Origin of the sequence: Flagellimonas baculiformis (genome assembly GCF_033441575.1) — a bacterium.
Lineage (GTDB): Bacteria > Bacteroidota > Bacteroidia > Flavobacteriales > Flavobacteriaceae > Flagellimonas > Flagellimonas baculiformis.
Genome location: NZ_JAUZVW010000009.1, coordinates 160,758 through 182,686 on the forward strand (window position 1 = coordinate 160,758; position 21,929 = coordinate 182,686).

At 47.2% G+C, this 21,929-nt stretch carries 18 protein-coding genes; 4 read left to right on the forward strand and 14 right to left on the reverse strand.

The window, feature by feature from the left end; all coding sequences use genetic code 11:
* The first annotated feature begins 55 nt into the window (after positions 1-55).
* The 3 genes from leuD (at position 56) to leuB (ending at position 3,371) form a co-directional block, all read left to right on the forward strand.
* Positions 56-652, forward strand: coding sequence for a 3-isopropylmalate dehydratase small subunit (gene leuD, locus SD450_RS13805; RefSeq protein ID WP_318345041.1), 597 nt, complete (start codon positions 56-58; stop codon positions 650-652).
* Positions 653-673: 21 nt separating this feature from the next.
* The gene (locus SD450_RS13810) at positions 674-2,191 is read left to right on the forward strand and encodes an alpha-isopropylmalate synthase regulatory domain-containing protein (RefSeq protein WP_318345042.1); all 1,518 of its coding nucleotides are present in this window, start codon (positions 674-676) and stop codon (positions 2,189-2,191) included.
* Positions 2,192-2,312: 121 nt separating this feature from the next.
* Entirely contained in the window at positions 2,313-3,371 is a 1,059-nt protein-coding gene (gene leuB / locus SD450_RS13815) for a 3-isopropylmalate dehydrogenase (protein WP_318345043.1), read from the forward strand.
* 69 nt (positions 3,372-3,440) lie between these two features.
* Here the strand turns inward: leuB and SD450_RS13820 are convergent, their stop codons facing one another.
* From SD450_RS13820 to SD450_RS13870, 11 genes are all read right to left on the reverse strand, one after another.
* Positions 3,441-5,033: an NADP-dependent glyceraldehyde-3-phosphate dehydrogenase gene (locus SD450_RS13820; RefSeq protein ID WP_318345044.1), complete on the reverse strand. Its 1,593-nt coding sequence runs from the start codon at positions 5,031-5,033 to the stop codon at positions 3,441-3,443.
* Between the two features lie 161 nt (positions 5,034-5,194).
* Positions 5,195-6,463, reverse strand: coding sequence for a threonine ammonia-lyase (ilvA, locus tag SD450_RS13825; RefSeq protein ID WP_318345045.1), 1,269 nt, complete (start codon positions 6,461-6,463; stop codon positions 5,195-5,197).
* A 15-nt stretch (positions 6,464-6,478) separates the two neighbouring features.
* Complete coding sequence (gene ilvC / locus SD450_RS13830; protein ID WP_318345046.1) at positions 6,479-7,954, reverse strand: ketol-acid reductoisomerase; 1,476 nt, start codon at positions 7,952-7,954, stop codon at positions 6,479-6,481.
* A 22-nt stretch (positions 7,955-7,976) separates the two neighbouring features.
* Entirely contained in the window at positions 7,977-8,504 is a 528-nt protein-coding gene (ilvN, locus tag SD450_RS13835; RefSeq protein ID WP_318345047.1) for an acetolactate synthase small subunit, read from the reverse strand.
* A gap of 1 nt (position 8,505) precedes the next feature.
* Positions 8,506-9,063, reverse strand: a complete 558-nt coding sequence (locus SD450_RS13840) for an O-methyltransferase (RefSeq protein WP_318345048.1) — start codon at positions 9,061-9,063, stop codon at positions 8,506-8,508.
* A 25-nt stretch (positions 9,064-9,088) separates the two neighbouring features.
* Complete coding sequence (gene ilvB, locus SD450_RS13845) at positions 9,089-10,822, reverse strand: biosynthetic-type acetolactate synthase large subunit (RefSeq protein WP_318345049.1); 1,734 nt, start codon at positions 10,820-10,822, stop codon at positions 9,089-9,091.
* 48 nt (positions 10,823-10,870) lie between these two features.
* Entirely contained in the window at positions 10,871-12,547 is a 1,677-nt protein-coding gene (ilvD, locus tag SD450_RS13850; RefSeq protein WP_318345050.1) for a dihydroxy-acid dehydratase, read from the reverse strand.
* A gap of 372 nt (positions 12,548-12,919) precedes the next feature.
* Positions 12,920-13,759 (reverse strand): 5-oxoprolinase subunit C family protein, encoded by an 840-nt coding sequence (locus tag SD450_RS13855; RefSeq protein ID WP_318345051.1) that lies wholly within the window; start codon positions 13,757-13,759, stop codon positions 12,920-12,922.
* Positions 13,752-14,486 carry a 5-oxoprolinase subunit PxpB gene (gene pxpB / locus SD450_RS13860; protein ID WP_318345052.1) on the reverse strand — a complete coding sequence of 245 codons (735 nt, stop codon included), beginning with the start codon at positions 14,484-14,486 and terminating at the stop codon, positions 13,752-13,754. The genes SD450_RS13855 and pxpB overlap by 8 nt, the downstream gene beginning before the upstream one ends.
* Positions 14,483-15,226: a 5-oxoprolinase subunit PxpA gene (pxpA, locus tag SD450_RS13865; RefSeq protein WP_318345053.1), complete on the reverse strand. Its 744-nt coding sequence runs from the start codon at positions 15,224-15,226 to the stop codon at positions 14,483-14,485. Before pxpA ends, pxpB begins: the two co-directional genes overlap by 4 nt.
* 190 nt (positions 15,227-15,416) lie before the next feature.
* Positions 15,417-16,613: an Nramp family divalent metal transporter gene (locus SD450_RS13870; protein ID WP_318345054.1), complete on the reverse strand. Its 1,197-nt coding sequence runs from the start codon at positions 16,611-16,613 to the stop codon at positions 15,417-15,419.
* Positions 16,614-16,824: 211 nt separating this feature from the next.
* On the opposite strand from SD450_RS13870, the gene SD450_RS13875 reads away from it, so the two are divergent.
* Positions 16,825-17,241 (forward strand): hypothetical protein, encoded by a 417-nt coding sequence (locus SD450_RS13875; RefSeq protein WP_318345055.1) that lies wholly within the window; start codon positions 16,825-16,827, stop codon positions 17,239-17,241.
* On the opposite strand, the gene SD450_RS13880 is transcribed toward SD450_RS13875, so the two are convergent.
* The 3 genes from SD450_RS13880 to SD450_RS13890 all read right to left on the reverse strand — a co-directional run bounded on the left by SD450_RS13880 (position 17,238) and on the right by SD450_RS13890 (position 21,861).
* Complete coding sequence (locus SD450_RS13880; protein WP_318345056.1) at positions 17,238-17,648, reverse strand: hypothetical protein; 411 nt, start codon at positions 17,646-17,648, stop codon at positions 17,238-17,240. The genes SD450_RS13875 and SD450_RS13880 overlap by 4 nt on opposite strands.
* A 164-nt stretch (positions 17,649-17,812) precedes the next feature.
* The gene (locus SD450_RS13885) at positions 17,813-19,348 is read right to left on the reverse strand and encodes a YifB family Mg chelatase-like AAA ATPase (RefSeq protein WP_318345057.1); all 1,536 of its coding nucleotides are present in this window, start codon (positions 19,346-19,348) and stop codon (positions 17,813-17,815) included.
* Positions 19,349-19,467: 119 nt separating this feature from the next.
* Positions 19,468-21,861: a penicillin acylase family protein gene (locus SD450_RS13890; RefSeq protein ID WP_318345058.1), complete on the reverse strand. Its 2,394-nt coding sequence runs from the start codon at positions 21,859-21,861 to the stop codon at positions 19,468-19,470.
* Positions 21,862-21,929 lie beyond the last annotated feature (68 nt).

A 21,929-nucleotide genomic window follows, 5' to 3' on the forward strand; every position in this document is an offset into this window, starting at 1 on the left:
AACAATTAGCAATACAAAATCAATTGTTAATTGAACATTGATAACTGATAGAGAAATGGCATACGATAAATTCAACATATTGACAAGTTCAGCGGTACCATTGCCCATAGAGAATGTGGATACTGACCAAATCATCCCTGCCCGATTTCTAAAGGCCACTGAGCGAAAAGGATTTGGCGATAACCTGTTCAGGGACTGGAGGTATAACGCTGACGGAAGTCCAAAAGAGCATTTTGTACTGAACAACCCCATCTACTCCGGAAAAATCTTGGTAGGTGGCAAAAACTTTGGTTCTGGTTCATCTAGGGAACACGCTGCATGGGCCGTTTACGATTACGGGTTCCGATGCGTGGTGTCCAGCTTTTTTGCCGATATTTTTCGCAACAACTGCTTGAATGTAGGTGTGTTGCCCGTTCAGGTGAGCGCTGGTTTTCTGGACAAGATCTTTACCGCTATCGAGGCTGATCCTGAAACAGAACTGAAAATAGACCTGTCCGAGCAGACCATTACCATTTTGGCCACTGGCGAAAGCGAAAGCTTTGAGATCAATGGGTACAAAAAACAGAACATGCTCAATGGTTTTGATGACATTGATTATTTGTTGAACATCAAAAAGGACATAGAGGTCTTTGCCGAGAACACTCCCCTTTAAATTGGGCGTACTGCATAGCGAATGAAAAAACGTACCATTGAAATCATGGACACCACCCTTCGGGATGGTGAACAAACCTCTGGGGTCTCCTTTTCAGCTTCCGAAAAACTCACCTTGGCCAAGTTGCTATTGGAAGAACTCAAGGTGGATCGGATTGAAGTGGCCTCTGCCCGTGTTTCCGAAGGAGAACTGAAAGCCGTCCAAAACATTACGGAATGGGCAGCCTCGGAAGGCTATCTTTCCAAAGTAGAGGTGCTCACTTTTGTGGACAATGGTGTATCCTTGAATTGGATGCTAGAGGCAGGTGCAAAGGTACAGAACCTGCTCACCAAAGGTTCAATAAATCATTTAACACATCAACTCAAAAAGACTCCGGAACAGCATTTTAATGAGATTGAAGATGTGATTTCCAAAGCCCAAGAACTCGGTATCGAAACCAATGTATATCTGGAGGATTGGAGCAACGGAATGCGGAATTCCAAGACGTATGTTTTTCAGTTTTTGGACTTTTTGACCCAGCAACCTGTCAAACGGATTTTGCTGCCCGACACCTTGGGAGTGCTCACACATACGGAGACAGGTGCATTTTTTAAAGAAATCATTGAAAAATACCCCAACTCCTATTTTGATTTTCATGGACACAACGATTACGACCTGAGTGTCGCCAATGTCATGGAAGCGGTAAAAGCGGGAGTTCATGGATTGCACCTGACCGTCAACGGCATGGGTGAACGCGCAGGAAACGCCCCATTGGCCAGTGTTGTGGCCGTAATCAACGATTTTCTGCCGGAAATTCATATCGGCGTCAAGGAATCCTCATTGTATAAAGTGAGTAAACTGGTATCGGCATTTACCGGTTTTGGCATACCTGACAACAAGCCCATCGTTGGAGATAATGTTTTTACACAAACCGCTGGAATACACGCAGATGGAGACAGTAAAAAGAATCTTTACTTTAACGATTTGTTGCCGGAGCGTTTTGGCAGGAAGCGGAAATACGCCCTAGGAAAAACTTCAGGAAAAGCCAATATCCAAAAGAATTTGCAGGAGCTTGGACTCACCTTGAACGATGATGAACTGAAAAAGGTCACCGAACGCATCATTGAACTGGGTGACAAAAAGGAACGGGTCACGAAGGACGATCTGCCCTACATCATCTCGGATGTACTGGACAGCAACCTCTATAAGCAAAAGGTATTTGTAAAGTCCTATGTACTCACCCATTCCAAAGGATTGAAGCCCTCCACTACCCTTTCCATCGAGATAGAAGGAAAGTTGTACGAGGAAAGTTCACAAGGTGATGGTCAGTTTGACGCCTTCATCAACGCCCTGAAAAAAGTGTACAAAAAAGAGAATCGGGAGCTTCCCAAGTTGGTGGACTATGCCGTGCGCATACCTCCTGGCAGCAATTCCGATGCGCTTTGCGAAACCATAATCACTTGGCAGACCAAGGAAAAGGATTTCATTACCCGTGGATTGGATTCCGACCAAACGGTATCCGCCATAAAAGCCACGGAAAAAATGCTCAACCTAGTATAACGGACGGAAGTTCAAGGCACAAGAGCAAACACAAGAGCAAAAGGAACAAAGAGCAAAAACAAAAGGTGGATTTCAGTAACTAAATAACCCAGTAACTCAATAACACAATAACCACAGATAAATGAAATTAAACATAGCCCTCTTGGCCGGGGATGGAATTGGCCCGGAAGTGATCGACCAAGCCGTAAAAGTATCCGATGCCGTAGCTGCAAAGTTCGGACATGAAATCAACTGGACACCGGCCCTCACCGGAGCCGCTGCCATCGATGCCGTTGGAGAACCCTACCCCGATGCAACCCACGAAGTGTGCGTGGCCGCTGATGCCGTATTGTTCGGGGCCATTGGACACCCACGTTTTGACAACGACCCATCCGCCAAGGTCCGTCCCGAGCAAGGTTTGTTGAAAATGCGCCAAAAATTGGGATTGTTCGCCAATGTCCGTCCCACGTTCACCTTTCCATCCTTAATAGACAAATCGCCTTTGAAAAAGGAACGTATTGAAGGGACCGATTTGGTCTTTTTGCGTGAATTGACCGGAGGTATCTATTTTGGAAAAAGAGGACGCGAAGACAATGACAATACTGCATATGACACTTGCACCTACACCCGTGCCGAAGTAGAGCGTTTGGCCCGAAAAGGTTTTGAAATGGCCCTACAGCGTTCCAAAAAACTGTGTTGTGTGGACAAAGCCAACGTATTGGAGACATCCCGCCTATGGAGGGAAACCGTTCAGAAACTGGAAAAGGAATATCCAGAAGTACAGGTTTCCTACGAGTTTGTGGATGCCGTAGCTATGCGTTTGGTGCAATGGCCAAGCTCTTACGATGTATTGATCACCGAAAACCTATTTGGGGACATCCTTACCGATGAGGCATCCGTGATTTCGGGTTCCATGGGATTGATGCCCTCGGCTTCCTTGGGAGAAAAGACCTCTTTGTTCGAGCCCATCCACGGATCTTATCCGCAGGCAGCTGGAAAGGACATTGCCAATCCCTTGGCCACCGTACTTTCTGCAGCCATGATGTTCGAGACCGCTTTTGGTTTGAAGGACGAGGCCGAAGCCATCCGCGAAGTGGTAAACAAATCACTGTCCGAAGGTGTGGTCACCGAAGACCTTGCCGATGGCGGAAAAGCCTATAAGACCAGTGAAGTTGGGGACTGGTTGGCGAAAAATATTTAATCAACCTCCACATAGACCAAAAAAGAAAGCCCCGATAGTTCGGGGCTTTTTATTTCACTATGGTTTTATCTACAAAATATAATCCGTACTCAAGAAGTTGCTCACCTTGGCCTCCATCAACTGCTCCACGGTTTGGGTGTTCAACTCGTTGTCCTTAAACGCCACAAAGGTTCGGATAGAGAACGATCTCAACGCATCGTGCACACTCAAGGTAGCCTGTGCCGAATCCTTTCTTCCTGTGAACGGATATACGTCCGGGCCACGTTGACAAGAACTGTTCAGGTTCACTCGACATACCAAGTTGGCCAATGTATCGATCAACGGTGACAAGGTATAGACATCCTTGCCAAACAAACTCACCTGTTGCCCATAATTGGACTCCGCCATGTCATCCAAAGGCTCCTCGATATCCTTGAAGGAAAGTACAGGAATAATCGGTCCAAACTGCTCTTCCTCATACACCCTCATATCCTTCGATACCGGGTAGAGCACCGCAGGCCAGATGTAGTTATCAAAATGCTTTCCGCCTTTTTTATTAATCACCTTGGCGCCCTTCGCTTTCGCATCGTCCAAAAGTTCTTGGATATAGGCAGGCTTGTCCGGCTCTGGTAGTGGCGTAAGACTCACCCCATCGTCCCATGGGTTTCCAAATTTAAGGGCATCTACTTTTTCCGAAAAACGTTTCAAAAATTCGTCCCTGATATCCTCGTGCACATAGACCACTTTGAGTGCCGTACAACGTTGCCCATTAAAGGACAAGGTTCCTGCGATACATTCGTTGATGGTCAGGTCGAGATCTGCATCGGGCAGCACAATGGCCGGGTTCTTGGCTTCCAATCCCAACACCAGACGAAGTCGGTTGCTCTTTGGGTGCTGGTCCTGCAGTGCATTGGCCGATTTACTGTTGCCGATCAAAGCGAGAACATCCACCTTCCCTGTCTTCATTATAGGCGCCGCCACGGCCCTTCCGCGTCCAAAGAGTATATTGACCACTCCTTTGGGAAAACTGCTCTGAAATGCCTCCAAAAGTGTTGTAATGAGCAGAACGCCGTGCTTTGCGGGCTTAAAAACGGTCGTATTTCCCATAATGATGGCCGGAATAAGCAGGGCAAAAGTCTCGTTCAAAGGATAGTTATAGGGGCCAAGGCACAAAACCACGCCCAACGGACCCCTACGGATATGGGCATACACCCCATCGTGTTTGTCAAACTTGGCACTGTTACGGTCCAATTGCTTGTATTCCTCGATGGTATCATAAATATACTCAACAGTACGATCGAATTCCTTGTACGAATCCGGCTTGGATTTTCCAATTTCCCACATCAGCAGCTTGACCACTTCCTCCCTCTTCTTCTCCATCTTTTTCACGAAGGTCACCATACACTCAATACGATCCTTGACCTTCATGGTGGGCCAAACCCCTTTTCCCTTGTCATAGGCCGCCATTGCAGAATCCAAAGCCTCCAAAGCTTCGGTTTCGCCCATGTCCGGAATACTGCCCAAAACTGTCGGCGCATATTCTTTGGTGGATGATATGGTGGAGACCACAGGGGTTGTCGCCCCGTTCCATTTGCGGAGCTCACCGTTCACCAAATAGGTCTTTTGATGGATTTCTTCCTTGATTTGAAATGCTTCCGGTATTACGGTCTTGGTTGTTGACATAAATTGTTGTTTATAGAATTAGTGTTCTCAAAAAAATGGTCGAGGGAACTTCACAAAGCTAACATAAAAACATTTGGAAAACGCCTCATTTCCATAGGTTTTACTGCGAAAACGATGTAGGTGGACCGATATCAAAACTGACCCAAAAATTGTTGTGGGAATCACACCAAATACTGGAACAGGTCCGGTTTGTCGTTAAGATAGTCCCCAAAAAAATTGTTGGCCTTCATGCGCTGGATCAAAGGCTCTAGATCATCGGCCGACTTGAGTTCTATCCCCACAACGGCAGGTGCATTCTCCCTGCTCGACTTTTTGGAATATTCAAAATGGGTGATGTCATCGTCCGGACCCAAAATATCGGCCACAAACTCTTTCAACGCCCCGGGTCGCTGCGGAAACCTCACTATAAAATAGTGTTTGAGGTTGGCATACAGCAGTGCTCGCTCCTTGATCTCAGCAGTGCGGGTAATATCGTTATTGCTCCCACTGACCACACAGACCACATTTTTACCCTTGATCTCTTCCGCAAAATCATCAAGGGCCGCAATGGTCAATGCCCCGGCAGGCTCCACCACAATGGCATCCCGGTTATACAGGTCCAAAATGGTCTGGCAGACCTTTCCTTCGGGCACAGTTTCCATTCCATACAAATGATCCCTGCAAATGGTATAGGTCAATCGCCCCACTTGCTGAACAGCAGCTCCATCAACAAACTTGTCAATGGCTCCCAACTGCACCAAATTTCCTTCGGCAATGGACCTTTTCATCGAAGGCGCTCCTTCAGGCTCCATTCCAATGATCTTGGTCTTTGGGGACAATGCGTGAAACGTGCCACACAGTCCAGAGGCCAAACCTCCCCCGCCCACGGCCACAAAAAGGTAGTCGATGGGGGCATCGCTTTGCTGAAGGATTTCCAGACCCACGGTGGCCTGCCCTTCAATAATCTTTTCATCATCAAATGGGTGGACAAAAGTCTTCCCCTCCTGCTCACAATAGCTTTGGGCCGCCCTGTTGGAGTCATCGAACGTATCCCCTTCCAGGACCACTTTCACCCAATCGCCACCAAACATCTTGGTCTGGTCAATCTTCTGCTTTGGGGTCACTACGGGCATGTAGATGGTGCCCTTCACCTCCAAATGGCTACAGGCAAACGCCACACCTTGGGCATGGTTTCCCGCGCTGGCGCAGACCACACCCCTATCCAATTCTTCCTTGGACAAAGAAGCGATCTTGTTGTAGGCCCCACGGATCTTATAGCTTCGGACCCGCTGAAGGTCTTCCCTTTTGAAAAAAATATTGGCCCCATAAGCCTTGGAATAGCGGATACTTTGCTGCAAAGGAGTTTCTTCCGCCACTTGGGCGATGATTTTTGCCGCTTCATAAATATCCGCTATTTGCGGAAAATACGTTTCCACAGTTTCTTTGCTCATGGGGCCAAATATAATTTATGCGATGGGCTTCATTGCCGTCATGGAGGCACGGAGTCTTGCTCCTACCACTTCCACATCATGGGTACGGATGGCCTTGTTTACAGCGATAAGTTTGATGTTGTCCACACCGTTGTCCTTTCCTTCGCCAAATTTCTTCCCAATGACATCCGTTTCGATTTTCTTCATGAAATCGGTCAATAAAGGCTTACAAGCATGGTCAAAGAGATAGCAACCATACTCAGCGGTATCGGAAATGACACGGTTCATCTCGAACAATTTCTTTCTGGCGATGGTGTTTGCGATCAATGGGGTTTCGTGAAGCGACTCGTAGTAGGCAGATTCACCAATGATCCCGGATTCGGTCATGGTCTCATAGGCCAATTCAACCCCGGATTTTACGAAAGCGACCATCAAGACACCGTTATCGTAGTACTCCTGCTCGGAAATGGACACATTGCCCGCAGGCGTCTTTTCAAAGGCAGTTTCGCCGGTAGCGGCACGCCAATCCAATAGATTTTTATCGCCATTGTCCCAATCTTCCATCATCGTCTTGGAGAAATGACCGCTCATGATGTCGTCCATGTGCTTTTGGAACAAAGGACGCATGATCACTTTCAATTCTTCGGCCAAATCAAAGGCCTTTATCTTGGCAGGGTTGGACAAACGGTCCATCATATTGGTGATTCCACCCTGTTTCAATCCTTCGGTGATGGTTTCCCATCCATATTGAATCAATTTGGAGGCATATCCGGCATCCACACCTTTTTCAATCATTTTGTTGAAGGAAAGGATAGATCCTGTCTGCAACAGACCACAAAGAATGGTCTGCTCTCCCATCAAATCCGATTTCACCTCGGCCACGAAAGAAGATTCCAGAACACCTGCCTTATCACCACCGGTAGCGGCTGCATAAGCCTTGGCCTGCTCCAAACCTTTGCCTTCTGGATCGTTCTCTGGGTGCACAGCAATCAAAGTTGGCACACCGAAACCTCTTTTGTACTCTTCGCGCACTTCGGAACCTGGGCTTTTGGGGGCCACCATGATCACGGTGATGTCTTCACGGACCTGCATTCCTTCCTCCACAATATTGAATCCGTGGGAATAGGACAAGGTAGCTCCTTTTTTCATCAAGGGCATTACCGTTCCCACCACGCTGGTATGCTGCTTGTCCGGGGTCAGGTTGATGACCAGGTCGGCAGTCGGGATCAATTCCTCATAGGTTCCAACAGTAAAATTGTTCTCTTTGGCATTTTTAAAGGATTGTCTTCCTTCCTTGATGGCGGCGGCACGGAGCGCGTAGGAAATGTCCAGTCCGGAGTCCCTCATGTTCAACCCTTGGTTCAATCCTTGGGCACCACAGCCCACAATCACGATTTTCTTTCCTTTCAATGCGGTAACACCATCAGCAAATTCGCTGGGGTCCATAAACCTACATTTTCCCAGTTGGGTCAATTGCTCGCGAAGCGATAGTGTGTTGAAGTAATTTGCCATTTTATGTATCTGATTTTACTATTTATTGATTTTGAAATTCTGCTAAAATATTGGTGATGGGCATAGCGGCCTTACTGACAGCTATCCGGCCCGTGCGCACAAATTGCATGATGCCATAAGGCTCCAGGGCCTCGTGCATCTCATCGATTTCGTGTCGACGTCCTGTTTTGGCCAACACGAAGAACTCACGGCTCACGGTTACGATCTGAGAATGGCTGTCCTTGATGATATTCTGGATCTGACGCTCATCGAACAGGAGGTGTGATGCAATTTTGAACAGGGCAGACTCTTGATAAATGGTCTCCTCATCGGTATGGTAATAGGCCTTGATAACCTCCACCTGCTTTTCAATTTGGTTGACGATCTTTACCGCCCAATCTTCGGTGGAAAAAATCACAATCGTGAATTTTGAAACGCCTTCAATTTCTGATTTTGAAACATTTAGACTTTCTATATTAATGTGTCTCTTTAAGAATATTCCCGATATTCTATTGAGCAAACCTACATGATTTTCGGAATAGACCGAAATGGTAAACCATTGTTTTTCCATGCTATTTTATTTTAACTGCAACGATAAGTCCTGTGGACCAATCCATCTTTGTAAGTGTTATATCCTCTCTCTTTTCCAGTATTTGAACCAATTCCTTGACTTTTTCTTCGTGTCCTGATGGCCAATTGGGCTGTTTGCGCATGTCATCGATCACATAAAATCCACCGACTTCCAGCAATTCCAATGCTTTGTCCAAATGACTGTATTTTCCGGGCCAAGCATCCGCGAAAATCAAATCGAAAGCTGCTCCATTATAAGATTCCAGCCAGTCTCCACCGTCAGCGCAAACCAATTCCAATCTAGACTCCCCGTCAAAAAAGGCATTGGCGATCTGAATGAGCTCTGGATCATTATCAACACTGATGATTTGGGAATCTTCATCCATCCCTTTGATCATCCATGCCAAAGACAGTCCGATGCCCGTGCCCAACTCCAAAAAATTTCCGTTGGGTTTGGAAGCCACCAACGTTTTCAAAAGGGTACCAATGTACACGTCTGAAGACATGCCAAAGCCTATTTCCCTCGATTTCTCAAGCATTGCCGAATACCTTTCCGGCATTTTTAAAATATTGGCTTGGTCCATCTTACTTCAATAAGATATCGGAAATGGAAGCCCCTGTTGGAACCATTGGGAACACATTGTCTTCCTTCTCTACCCTAACTTCCAAGAAATAAGGGTCTTTGGAGGCCATCATTTCTTGCACGGCATTCTTCAGATCGGAACGCTCCACTACCCTTCTGGCCTTGATGTGATAGCCTTCCGCTATTTTCACGAAATCAGGGTTGGTCATTACGGTTGAAGCATAACGTCTTTCAAAGAAAAGTTCCTGCCATTGGCGCACCATGCCCAAGTGATCGTTGTTGAGGACCACAATTTTTACGGGAAGATTGTGTTGGAAGATGACCCCAAGTTCTTGAATGGTCATCTGGTAACCACCATCTCCGATGATGGCCACCACTTCCCTATCCATGGCGCCCATTTTGGCACCGATGGCCGCTGGAAGGGCAAATCCCATGGTTCCAAGGCCACCAGAGGTGATATTGCTCTTGGTCTGCTTGAACTTGGCATATCGACAAGCTATCATTTGGTGCTGTCCCACATCGGAAACAATGACCGCCTTATGCCCAGAAGCCACATTGATCTGCTCAATGACCTCACCCATGGTAAGGCCCGGCTTGGTAGGATAGATATCTTTATCGATTACGGTATCGTATTCTATTTGTCGCTTTTTCTCAAACTCGGCCACCCACTCCTTGTGCTCATTCTTGTTGACCAAGGGCAACAAAAGTTCCAAGGTTTGCTTGGCGTTGCCCAAAACCGCAACGTCCACGGGCACATTTTTGTTCACTTCGGCAGGATCTATCTCAAAATGGATGATCTTGGCCTGCTTGGCATAGGTTGCGAGGTTTCCGGTCACACGATCGTCAAATCGCATTCCGATGGCGATAAGCACATCGCATTCATTCGTCAGGACATTGGGTCCGTAATTGCCGTGCATGCCCACCATACCCACGTTCAATGGGTGATCGGTATCCATTGCGGAAAGACCCAAAATGGTCCAAGCAGCAGGGATACCCGCCTTTTCCACCAATGCCTTGAGTTGCTCCTCGGCCTCACCCAAAATAATCCCTTGTCCAAAAACGATGTAGGGTTTTTTGGCATTGTTTATCAATTCCGCTGCCTTTTCAATAGCACTCATATCGGGCTTTGGAGCTGGTTTGTAGCTTCTCACCCCTGTGCATTTTTCATACACAAAATCCAACTCGTCAAACTGGGCATTTTTGGTGATGTCCACCAATACGGGACCTGGCCGTCCTGACCTTGCAATATAGAAGGCCTTGGCCATGATTTCGGGGATTTCATCCGCACGGGTAATCTGGTAGTTCCATTTGGTCACCGGGGTAGAGATGCCCACAATGTCCGTTTCCTGAAAAGCATCGGAACCCAACAAATGCCGCGCTACCTGGCCTGTGATGCAGACCATAGGTGTGGAATCTATCTGGGCATCGGCGATACCTGTCACCAAGTTCGTGGCTCCCGGACCGGAAGTGGCCATGGCCACGCCGACTTTTCCACTTACCCTGGCATATCCTTGTGCTGCATGGGTTGCCCCTTGCTCATGTCGGGTAAGGATATGGGTCAGCTTATCCTGAAACTTGTACAATTCGTCATACACGGGCATGATGGCCCCACCGGGGTAGCCATATATCAAATCCACACCCTCTGCCAGCAAACAATGGATGATGGCCTCAGCTCCGGTGATACGGATTGCTGTCTTTTTTTTCGTGTCTTTTTTTTCCGCTTTTAATGTTTCCATAAGCTTATATTTTGGGATTGTCCCGCTATGCTCTTCTGGAGCTTGTTGTTAAATCATATCCGTTACACATCCTTTGGATGCTGATGAGACCGTCTTGGCATATTTGTACAAACTGCCCGATTTCACTTTCAGTTCCGGCTGTTTCCACTCTTTTCTTCGCTTTTCCAGTTCTTCATCTGAAATATTCATGTTGATGGTGTTCTTCACTGCATCTATGGTGATGGTGTCACCATCCTTGACCAATGCGATGCCGCCTCCAACTTGTGCTTCGGGGGAAACGTGTCCCACCACAAAGCCGTGCGATCCCCCTGAAAACCGTCCATCGGTGATCAAGGCCACATCTTTTCCAAGACCTGCACCCATGATGGCAGAGGTAGGTTTCAACATTTCGGGCATGCCGGGCGCACCTTTGGGTCCTTCGTAACGAATGACCACTACGTCACCTTTCTGCACCTTTCCATTGCGGATGCCTTCATTTACTTCAATTTCACCATTGAAAACCCTTGCGGTTCCAGTGAAACTCAATCCTTCTTTTCCTGTGATCTTGGCCACGGCACCTTCGGAGGCCAAATTGCCGTACAGAATGCGGATATGCCCTGTTTCCTTGATGGGCTGCTCCAAAGGCTTGATAATATCTTGACCTTCGGCCAAATCGGGAACATCCAAGAGGTTTTCCGCCAATGTTCTGCCCGTAACTGTCATACAATCCCCATGCAGCATGCCTTTCTTCAACATATATTTCAATACAGCCGGCACCCCACCAATTTTATGAAGGTCTTCCATCAAATATTTTCCACTGGGCTTCAAATCGGCCAACAACGGGGTCGATTCGCTGATACGTGTGATGTCTTCCAAAGAGAAATCCACCTCGGCGGCATGGGCAATGGCCATAAAATGCAATACGGCATTTGTGGAACCTCCCAAAACCGTCACCAACCTAAAGGCATTCTCCAATGCTTTTTTGGTCACGATGTCCTTGGGTTTCAAATCCATTTCCAAAAGGTTGAGAATGGCTTCTCCTGCAGCTTCGCAATCGGCACCTTTGGCAGAGTTCATCGCAGGGATGGAGGAATTGTGGGGCAATGACATCCCCATCGCCTCAATGGCCGAGGCCATGGTATTGGCAGTGTACATACCGCCACAGGCCCCAGCTCCCGGACATGCCTTGTGGATAACTGACTTAAATTCGGTTTCATCTATGGTTCCCGCCACTTTTTGGCCGTAGGCCTCAAAGGCGGAAATGATATCCAATTTCTTATCGTTATGGCAACCAGGGGCAATGGTGCCTCCATAGACCAAAATTGAAGGCCGATTCAGCCTTAATTGGGCCATAAGGGCTCCTGGCATGTTCTTATCGCAGCCCACAACGGTAACCAGTCCATCATAATACATGGCCTGCATCACGGTTTCGATGGAATCGGCAATAATGTCCCTCGATGCCAAGGAATAACGCATTCCCGGGGTTCCATTGGAAATTCCATCACTAACACCGATGGTATTGAAGATGAGTCCGACCATGTTGGAAGCCTCCACTCCCCTTTTTACCTCTTTGGCCAATCCGTTCAGGTGCATGTTACAAGGGTTCCCCTCATAACCGGTACTGGCTATTCCAATAAATGGTTTTTGTAAATCTTCATCTGTGAGCCCCAATGCATGCAACATGGCCTGTGCGGCCGGCAGCGTAGGGTCTTGGGTCACGTTCTTGCTAAACTTGTTCAATTCCATTATCAAATTTCATTCTAATGCAGCGTTCAACTGAATTTATCTCTGCAAACCAAAGATAGATGTTTAAAAAGCCTTAGATTTTTAACAGAAAAGGGCTGTTTAAATCCATTTGGAACATAATAAACTTTAATTACTGTGAATCAGCTACTTAAATCATTTTAAAATCCAACATTCAATTATTTTTACCGGTAAAGAAAAAGGGCCTGCATCAGCTTTTGATACAGGCCCTTTCCATCAACAGCACGTCTGTATCATTCCAGATTTGGAACAATAATGACCACGCTGATGACTGGATTATTTCTTTTCATGCTTCAATGTTACGAAAAATTTGGGCGTTATTCCACCATCGTATCAAAAAAAAAGAATCGGAACTCACACCAGTTTGAAGGTAAGCTTGTCCCCCGACTTTTTCTGGGCCAAGGTACATATCGAATCTTCTGAGAGTTGCAAGATACGCGGATAGCCTCCTGTGGTCTGCCCATCTTTCATCAGGACGATCAATTTTCCTGCCGGGGTGAACTGTACCGTACCTGGCAAAGTGCCCGAGGTGAGCATGGAATGGGAATGCCCGGCTATCGTCTCCGAAAGTTGGTAGGCCATCCTATTGTTTTCCTTGGAAACGGTGAACGTCTTTGTGAAGATCTCGGTGAGTTGGGCATCGGAGAGGATAGAAAACTCAGGACCCTTATACACTTCCAAATAGTTTTTATGAAAATGCTCCTCAATCTTCACTTCGGAAATAATGGGACTGTATGCGAGCATTTTCCCATATTTCACCTCATCGCCATCCTTGAGCCTTTTTTTCTTGGTCACCGGAACATATTGCGAACGGCTCCCCATGACCACATCGGTCTGAAAACCACCTTTTACCGCCAAATAGCCCCTAAAACCGTCTTCCAACCTGCCATAGGACAGGATATCCCCTTTGTCCACTTTCACCACGTGGTAGTTTTCTATGGGTTGGTTGTTGAGGGTGGCGGCAATATGGGCCCCGGAGAGGCAGATATAGGTGGGCTCATCAAATTGGAGCGTGGGGCCCGTCATGGTGATTTCCATAACGGCGGCGTTGGGGTCATTTTCCAACAAAAGGTTAGCCTTTTTTACCGATAGCACGTCCATGGCCCCTGAAATGGGCACGCCGATGTCACGGTATCCAAATCTCCCCAAATCTTGAATGGTCACAAAAAAACCGGATTTCAACACTTTAAGCATCCAACGCTACTTTTTCTGGTTTATAAATGCCCACTTCTCCTTCTATTTTGTGCAGTTCGTATGCTGCTTTCGATATTTTTTCAAACTGGATTTTGTCCCCGACCTTTACAAAACAAGGCTCCTTTGCATTGGGGTCGAACAAAGTGACCGGACAATTCCCGATGATGTTCCAGCCTCCCGGGGAGTCCTGTGGGTAAATCCCCGTTTGTTTTGCCGCCAATCCCACGGAACCTTTGACCACTTCCAACCGAGGTTCGGCCCTTCTCGGAATTTCAAGGGATGGTGGGAGTCCGCCCAAATACATGAAACCTGGTAAAAACCCAATGCCATAGACCACATATTGGTGGGATGTATGCTGATGGATGAGTTCTTCTATGGACAGACCCAAGGTTTTTGAAACCTCTTCGATATCGATCCCGAATTCCAGGTCATAACACACTGGAATGGTCCACAGATGTCGTTTTCTTTTGATGGATGGGCTTACTTGTTCGGCATGGCAGTCCAAAATGAGTTTTTTGACCTCCTCGAAATCCAAATGGTCCTCATTGTAGACCATGGTCAAGGAATTGTAGGCCACGGACATCTCCCAGCCCGGTAGTTTGCGCTCCTTAAAAGCATCCATAAAATCGAGGATATCTGCCAGAATGGATTCTTCAACCTTGTTGGGCCATTCGATCAAGACGGCCCGTTCTCCAAATGGTTTGATGGTGATGGGGTAACTTTTCACTTTTCTAGGTTCACCTGATGTTTGGGTAATTCACGTGAAAGATACGTCAATATTTCCAATGCCGAAGGAGTATCCCCGTGCACACAGAGGGTTTTTGCCTCTATTTTTCGGATTTTTCCCTCCACAGTGGCAACAGTTCCGTCTTTTATTATGGGCAATATATGCTCCAAGACCTCTTTAGGTTCCTCAATCAGGGCTTTTTCACTTTTTCTGGAAACCAAACTCAAATCCGGATTGTAATTTCTGTCCGCAAAGGCTTCGTGCCATACCTCAAAACCCATGGTTTCTGCCTTAGTTGCCACCACAGACCCGAATGGGGCATACACAATGGCCTTGCCCCTATATTCTTTGATGGCCTCCAAATACACATCGGCCGCCCCAACATCCTTTGCGGTTTGGTTGTACAATGCACCATGCGCCTTGATATGATGCAGTTGCCCCCCCTCTTTTTTCAGGATGCCGAAAAATGTATCCAATTGATCTCTTATACTTTGTATAAGCGCATCTGCAGGAATGTCCATTACTTCCCTTCCAAAGTTGGCCTTATCGGGATACGATGGATGGGCGCCTATTTTCACATGGTACTTTTGGGCCAACAGGATGACTTCCCGCATGCTCTGGATATCACCCGCATGTCCGCCGCAGGCAATATTGCACGAGCTGATGAAGGGAAAAATATCGGCCTCATTGCCCACTCCCTCTCCTACGTCACAATTGATGTCCATTTGCCATGTTTTCATTTGTTGGGTTGATATGTTACTTAGTTATTGGGTTATTATGTTATTGGTTTCGGGTTTCGGGTTTCAGGTTTCGGGTTTCAGGCTTCAGGTTTCGGGTTTCCGACGTTTCGACTACGCCTGTCTGCCGACAAAGGCAAGCTCAACGTGACACTTCCGACTTCCGACTTCCAACTTCCAACTTCCGACTAAATCAAAACACTCCTGCTACTTTGAGGATGCTTTTTACCCCCAGAAAAATACTGAACAGCACTATGGCCAGTCCGAAGGCATTCTGAAGCATCGTGTTCTTGAACTGGCCCATAACAGACCTTTTGTTCACCACCCAAAGCAACAATAGGGCCATTATTGGAAGCAACAGGCCATTGGCCACTTGGGCAAATTGTATCACTTCGATGGGCTTGATGTCAAACGACAAGGAGACAACCCCACAGAAAAGCACAAAGGCCCAAGTCCATTTGAATCGCTTGTCCTGCATGCCGCCAGACCACCCAAAACAGCTACTGGCCACATAGGCTGCGGCCAATGGTGCGGTGATGGCTGAAGTTACCCCGGCCGCCAACAGTCCGACAGACATAAAGTAAACGGCCATTTTTCCGAACAAGGGTTCCAACCCCTTTGCCATGTCCAAAACTTGGTTCACATCAGCAATGGGAGCCGCAGAGGCGGTCACCAAAATGGCCAGGGATACAATTCCTCCCAAGGCAATGGATACGATCGTGTCCCATTTGACCTCATTTATCCCACCCACGGACTTCCACTTCTCCTTCACCAAAGATGTATGCAGAAAAAGGTTGTAGGGGACCACCGTGGTGCCTACCAAGGCGATGACGGTGAACAAGCTTCCTTCGGGCAACCTGGGCACAAACATCCCTTTGACAATTTCCATAAAAGAAGGTTTGACAATGATGGCACAAACGACAAAACTAGCTCCCATGATGCCCACCAGCCCCACAAAAATGCGTTCCAATATCTTATACGTACTGAACCAGAGCAACAGGAATATGAAAATCCCGATCAGCATGGGCAAATAGGGTTTTACCCATTCGTGGCCTACCAATTGTTCCAACCCCAAGGTGGCACCTCCAATATTCCCTGCTTCATAGGCAGCGTTGCCAATGAGTATGGCGGCCAAAACCACGGTGATGACTGTTTTCTTCATCCAGGGCACTTTCAGTTCCTGGCGAACCACATCCACCAGTCCACTTTGGGTGACCACTCCTATCCTGCCTGCCATTCCCTGCAGTACAATGGTAGCCAAAATGGAGACGGCCAAGGCCCAGATAAGGGCATATCCGAAACGTGCTCCCGCCAAGGTGCACATGGCTATGGTTCCCGGTCCCACAAAGGCCGCGGCGACCAATACTCCCGGTCCTATTTTTTTAAACATTACTCAGTTGGTTCATGCAATGAATTTAACAGGATATTGGGACAAACCATGTATTTCATCCAAAAAAATGTATTTCGTCTAAAAAAGGGATGTTTTACATCGACCGATTATACGAATTTGCAAAAGCGAAAGTTATTATGAATACCAAATCGTACTACAAAACTTGAACTTGACAAACGCACTTATGACCTGTAAGGATTGTGGCAAAAGTATGGATCATCCTCAGTACAGGGCATCGATGGATTCCCTAGGTGTTCCGCTTTGCGAAAGACATACCCGACTTATCAAAAAAGTCATCCTCGATAACGATACTCCCCCAGAAGCCATCCATCTATTTTATGCATTGAAGGAAGCGGGTGCCCATCCCATGTTGGAATGGTGGGACGGTAAAAAATCGGTCGATATTGCCATTTCACGGGTAAAACTCAACATTGAAATAGACCGTGATTATAGTAGAATTACCCACGAACAGGCCATAAGCGATCTTGAAGATGCCATGCACTCGTTCAAAAATGGGTTTACCACTATTCGGATTCCCCATTTGGCCGTCGCCTACTACTTGGAAGATACCGTTCAGAACATTTTGGGGATCATCTCTGGGCTCAAGGCAAACATCAAGGCCATTTAGTCACAAAACTGGAACCTATTGTCCTTTTTGGTGTCTTTGTACTCCAAGATGTTGATGATGATAGGATGTTCGCCGATGTTCTCCAGGTCGTTCACGTAGTTTTTGCCCCTGTACTCAAAATATTCCGTATCCCCGGGGTTCAACTTTACCATGTCTATTTTGCCGTTTCCGTACCGGGTAAGGGCCAATCCCCCCGTGGTGCAGACCCAGCCATAATTGGTATTGTGCTTTCGGAAAGGAATTCGTTCACCCGGGGCCAGGTGTAGGTCCCAAAGTTTGACACTTTCGTTCTCGAATACCAATCTATTACTTAAAGAACTTGTTATATTTTGATGTAGCAACTCATCGATCTTCTCCTGCTCCCAGGGGTCAAAGTTGCCCACTGGGTTCAATTCCACACATTGCATTCTTATGTATTTTTGAAAATGGCGGCAAAAATACGCCATAACTTACTCAAATACAGATCGGTAAGAATGTTTAACGTATTTTTTACACTTCTTTCCCAAAAAGACTGTTCCATTGCCAATCCCATTATAAAAGCACTACTTTTTTTAGATTTTTAAAAATGGACTCAGCCCAACCAACCGTCCCTGTCCAGACTTCTATATTGGATGGCTTCGGAAATATGGTTCTGGTTGATGTTTTCCTCGTTTTCCAGATCAGCAATCGTCCTGGACACCTTCAGAATCCTGTCATAGGCCCGTGCCGAAAGGTTCAGCCGCTGCATGGCGTTCTTCAACAATTCCTTGGAAGAATCGCCCAAAGGGCAAAACTGCCGGATGTGCTTGGTATCCATCTGCGCATTGTAGTGGATACCTTCCCATTCCGAAAATCGGGCCGTTTGGATATCCCTTGCCACCTCCACCCTTTTTCTGATGTCCATACTGCTCTCCCCTTTTCGTTCTTCGGAGAGTTTTTCGAAAGGCACTGGGGTCACTTCAATATGAATGTCGATCCTGTCCAGCAGTGGCCCCGATATTCTGCCTAAGTAGCGTTGCATCTCCGCAGGGGAAGAAGTAACGGGTGCGTCGGGATCATTGAAGTAACCCCCTGGACTTGGGTTCATGCTCGCCACCAACATAAAGCTGCTGGGATAAGTGACCGTGTACTGGGCCCGTGCAATGGTGACCTCCCTGTCTTCCATGGGCTGCCGCATTACCTCGAGGACCCTGCGTTCAAATTCGGGAAGCTCGTCCAAGAAAAGCACACCGTTGTGCGACAAGGAGATTTCCCCGGGCTGTGGATAACTGCCCCCGCCTACCAGTGCAGCGGAACTAATGGTATGATGCGGGCTTCTGAACGGGCGTTGACTCATCAATCCCTTGTTCCTTACCTTGCCCACCACACTATGGATCTTGGTTGTCTCCAACGCTTCATGCAGGGTCATGGGGGGCAGAATGGAGGGCAACCGCTTTGCCAACATGGTCTTTCCTGCTCCCGGCGGACCTATCAAAATGATATTATGCCCTCCTGCCGCCGCAATTTCCATACATCGTTTAATACTCTCCTGACCTTTTACATCGGCAAAATCGTATTCCGGAAAGTTGAGATGTTCGTAAAACTCTTGGCGGGTATCCACATGGGTCCGTTCCAAAGGGATATCTTGATCAAAAAAGTCCATCACCTCCTTGATGTTCTCCACGCCATAGACTTCAAGGTCCTTTACAATGGCGGCCTCACTGGCATTTTCCTTTGGAAGGATAAATCCCTTGAATCCCTCTTGCTGGGCCTTTATGGCAATGGGCAGGGCCCCTTTTATAGGTTGAAGACTGCCGTCCAGCGACAATTCGCCCATAATAATGTAGTTCTGGATACCCTCCGACTTGATTTGGCCTGAAGCGGCCAAAATCCCCAATGCCAGCGTAAGATCGTAGGCAGAGCCTTCCTTTCTGAGGTCGGCGGGGGCCATATTGATGGTTATCTTTTTTCCTGGGATTTTGTACCCATTGTTCTGTAACGCGGCAGCTATGCGGTAATTGCTTTCCTTGATGGCGCTATCGGGCAGTCCCACCAAATGATAGCCTATGCCCTTGTCCACATTTACTTCCACTACCACAGTGGTCGCTTCAATGCCGAAAACGGCACTGCCATGAATTTTTATCAGCATCTGGAATTTTGTCAAATAAGGGCAAAAAATAAGCAAAGCCTATTTACCAAAAGCCCATCGATTGACAATAGCGTGGTTTGAGTTGATGGATAGCCCTTCCCGACCAATGGATGAAAAAATCACTCTTTGGTGAAGGTGAGTACAGATTCGGCTTTTTCTTCGATCTCCTGTTTGTTAATCATCATTTTTCGGAACTCGCCCTTCACGTACATTTCCGCTTGATCTTTGTAATGTTTACTGAGTGGATTGCCTGACTGTCCCGTGGGCAATATGCTGATACTGTTCTCGATATCTGAGAAATCAACGATCATTCGTGTGGATGGTCCCGAACTTACTTTGTAAAATCCTGTGTCGTCGTAAGGAAACGACAGGTTATTGATGACCTCTCGGGTGCCTTCAACAGGAAATGGCCCTACATTGAAATATTTGCGAAGGGATGCCACTTGACCAATGGGGTGTTGGTGCTCCAAGGTGTGCACCTTGTCCCAGGTCCATTCGCTCGGATCGGCCCCAAAATCATTGACCAAGGACTCCCAAGCATCGGCAAAGGATTTCATCACAATGTCCTTCCGCGTTTCCACAACATCCTTGGTATGGACATTGTCCCACCATTTTCCATTCTCCATTTTGGCACCCCAAGCAATTTGACGTTTAAAGACATGGGTGGCCAAAAACTGGTTGAACATTTCCGTCCCCAATTCGTCCTCCACGGTATTTTTCACCATAAAGTATTCACAGCGATGGTACAATGTTGGGCTGGTGCTCGTCAATGTATATTCCCCGGTCCAATTTTCGAGGGAATCCACCATGACCAATTGCTCTTGGGTCAAAAGGGACACATCGAACAGTTTGATCAGTTCGGTCACCAATTGCGTGTTCACGGGAGAGGTAACGTCCAAAATCATCTCGGAAACGGCCTCCTTGTCCCAATCCTCCTTGGCATCCAAAAGCTGTACGATCCTTCTTGCCCTGTTCTCGGGCAGGTAATATCCGGGATACAGCATCCCAGCTATGGAATCGGGTTGGTTATTGGCCGAATAAACGTAGTTCCATGGCGGGTTTACGGCGCTTGGATTTTCGGAAAAATCCAAATAGCGCAATGGTTCTTCTTTGCCCGAGGTGCCGTCCAAAATATATTTGGTGGACAGGCTGTCCGGCATTTGATACAATTTTGCAGTGGCCCACCAGCCCACGTTGCCCTCCGCGTCACCGTACATCACATTCAGTCCGGGGGCATGGATCTTGGGGAGCGCACTTTTGAATTCTTCAATATTGGTGGCATGGCTCAGCCCATAAAGAGCATCCATCACCTCGTTCTTGGGTTTGGTGTATATCCACGACATGGACACGGGCCTTTCCCCGGAAATCTGATCGGCAATTTGGTTCAAGACAGGCCCGTGCTGCGTTTTTCGGTAGGTGAACGGCACATCTTTCCCTTCCTTTACCTTGATGGTCTTGTTCACGTATTCATATTCCTTCCAACCATCGGCGGTCTTGTATTTGGTGCTGTCGGATGGATGTGTTTCCTCGTAATAAAAATCAATATCATCATTCTCGAACATGGTCAACCCATAAGCCAAATTCCTGTCGTGTCCCAATAAGGGAAACGGTACCCCTGCCAAATGATAACCATATTTTTCATAGGTGGGTGTACTGATATGCGCTTCGTACCACACGGAAGGCTGGGCAAATCCGATGTGGGGATCGTTGGCCAAAATGACTTTGCCGCTCTTGGTCTTCTGTGGGGCAATTACCCAACTGTTGCTTCCCTCAAACTGGGGAATGGGCAATTTTTCCAAGGCTGCTGTCACACTTGCCGTAATGTTTGAAGGCAGTGAATCTGTATCGGCCCCTTTGTAGTTCTTGATCCAAACCGTGGAGGTATCGGAATCAATGGCAAGTTCTCTCATGTATTCCTCGCCCAATTTGTCCCTCATACTGGTGAGGAGAGGGTCTGTTTTGTGCGCCATGGCAAAACTGAAGGCCATGTAGCCCACCGCATTGTGTATGTCGTCCAAGGAAAAAGGTTCCTTATCCAAACCCGTGAGGTAAAACTCAATGGGTGTCGGTCCCTTTTCGATAAATGCGTTGATACCGTCCAGATATGCTTGGGAAAGAACGGCCGTTTTGCCATTCCGGTCCATGTTGGCCACCGTTGCTGCCGAGTTGTCATCAATGCCTAAGGAAAGAAAAAACTTGTCTGTTTTCAGGAGGTCTTCGCCAAATACTTCGGATAGTCTGCCTTTGGCCACCCGCCTCAACAGTTCCATTTGCCACAGACGATCTTGCGCATGTACATAACCCAATGCCCTTAGGGCATCTTCTTCATTGTCCGCATAAATATGGGGGATTCCGTAGGTATCATAAAGTACTTTGACCTCATTGTCCAACCCTGACAATGTCTTTTCCCCGCTGTAATCAGGTTTGAGACCGTTCAGGAAAATGGCAATGCCAATGAGGGTCAACAGGATCAACCCCGCAAGGACCAGAAGTACTTTTTTCAGTTTTTTCACTACTGTTTAGGTTAAGCTGATTAGCATCCCTAAGGTAAAACTAATTTTCTGACCCCATTAAAAAAAGT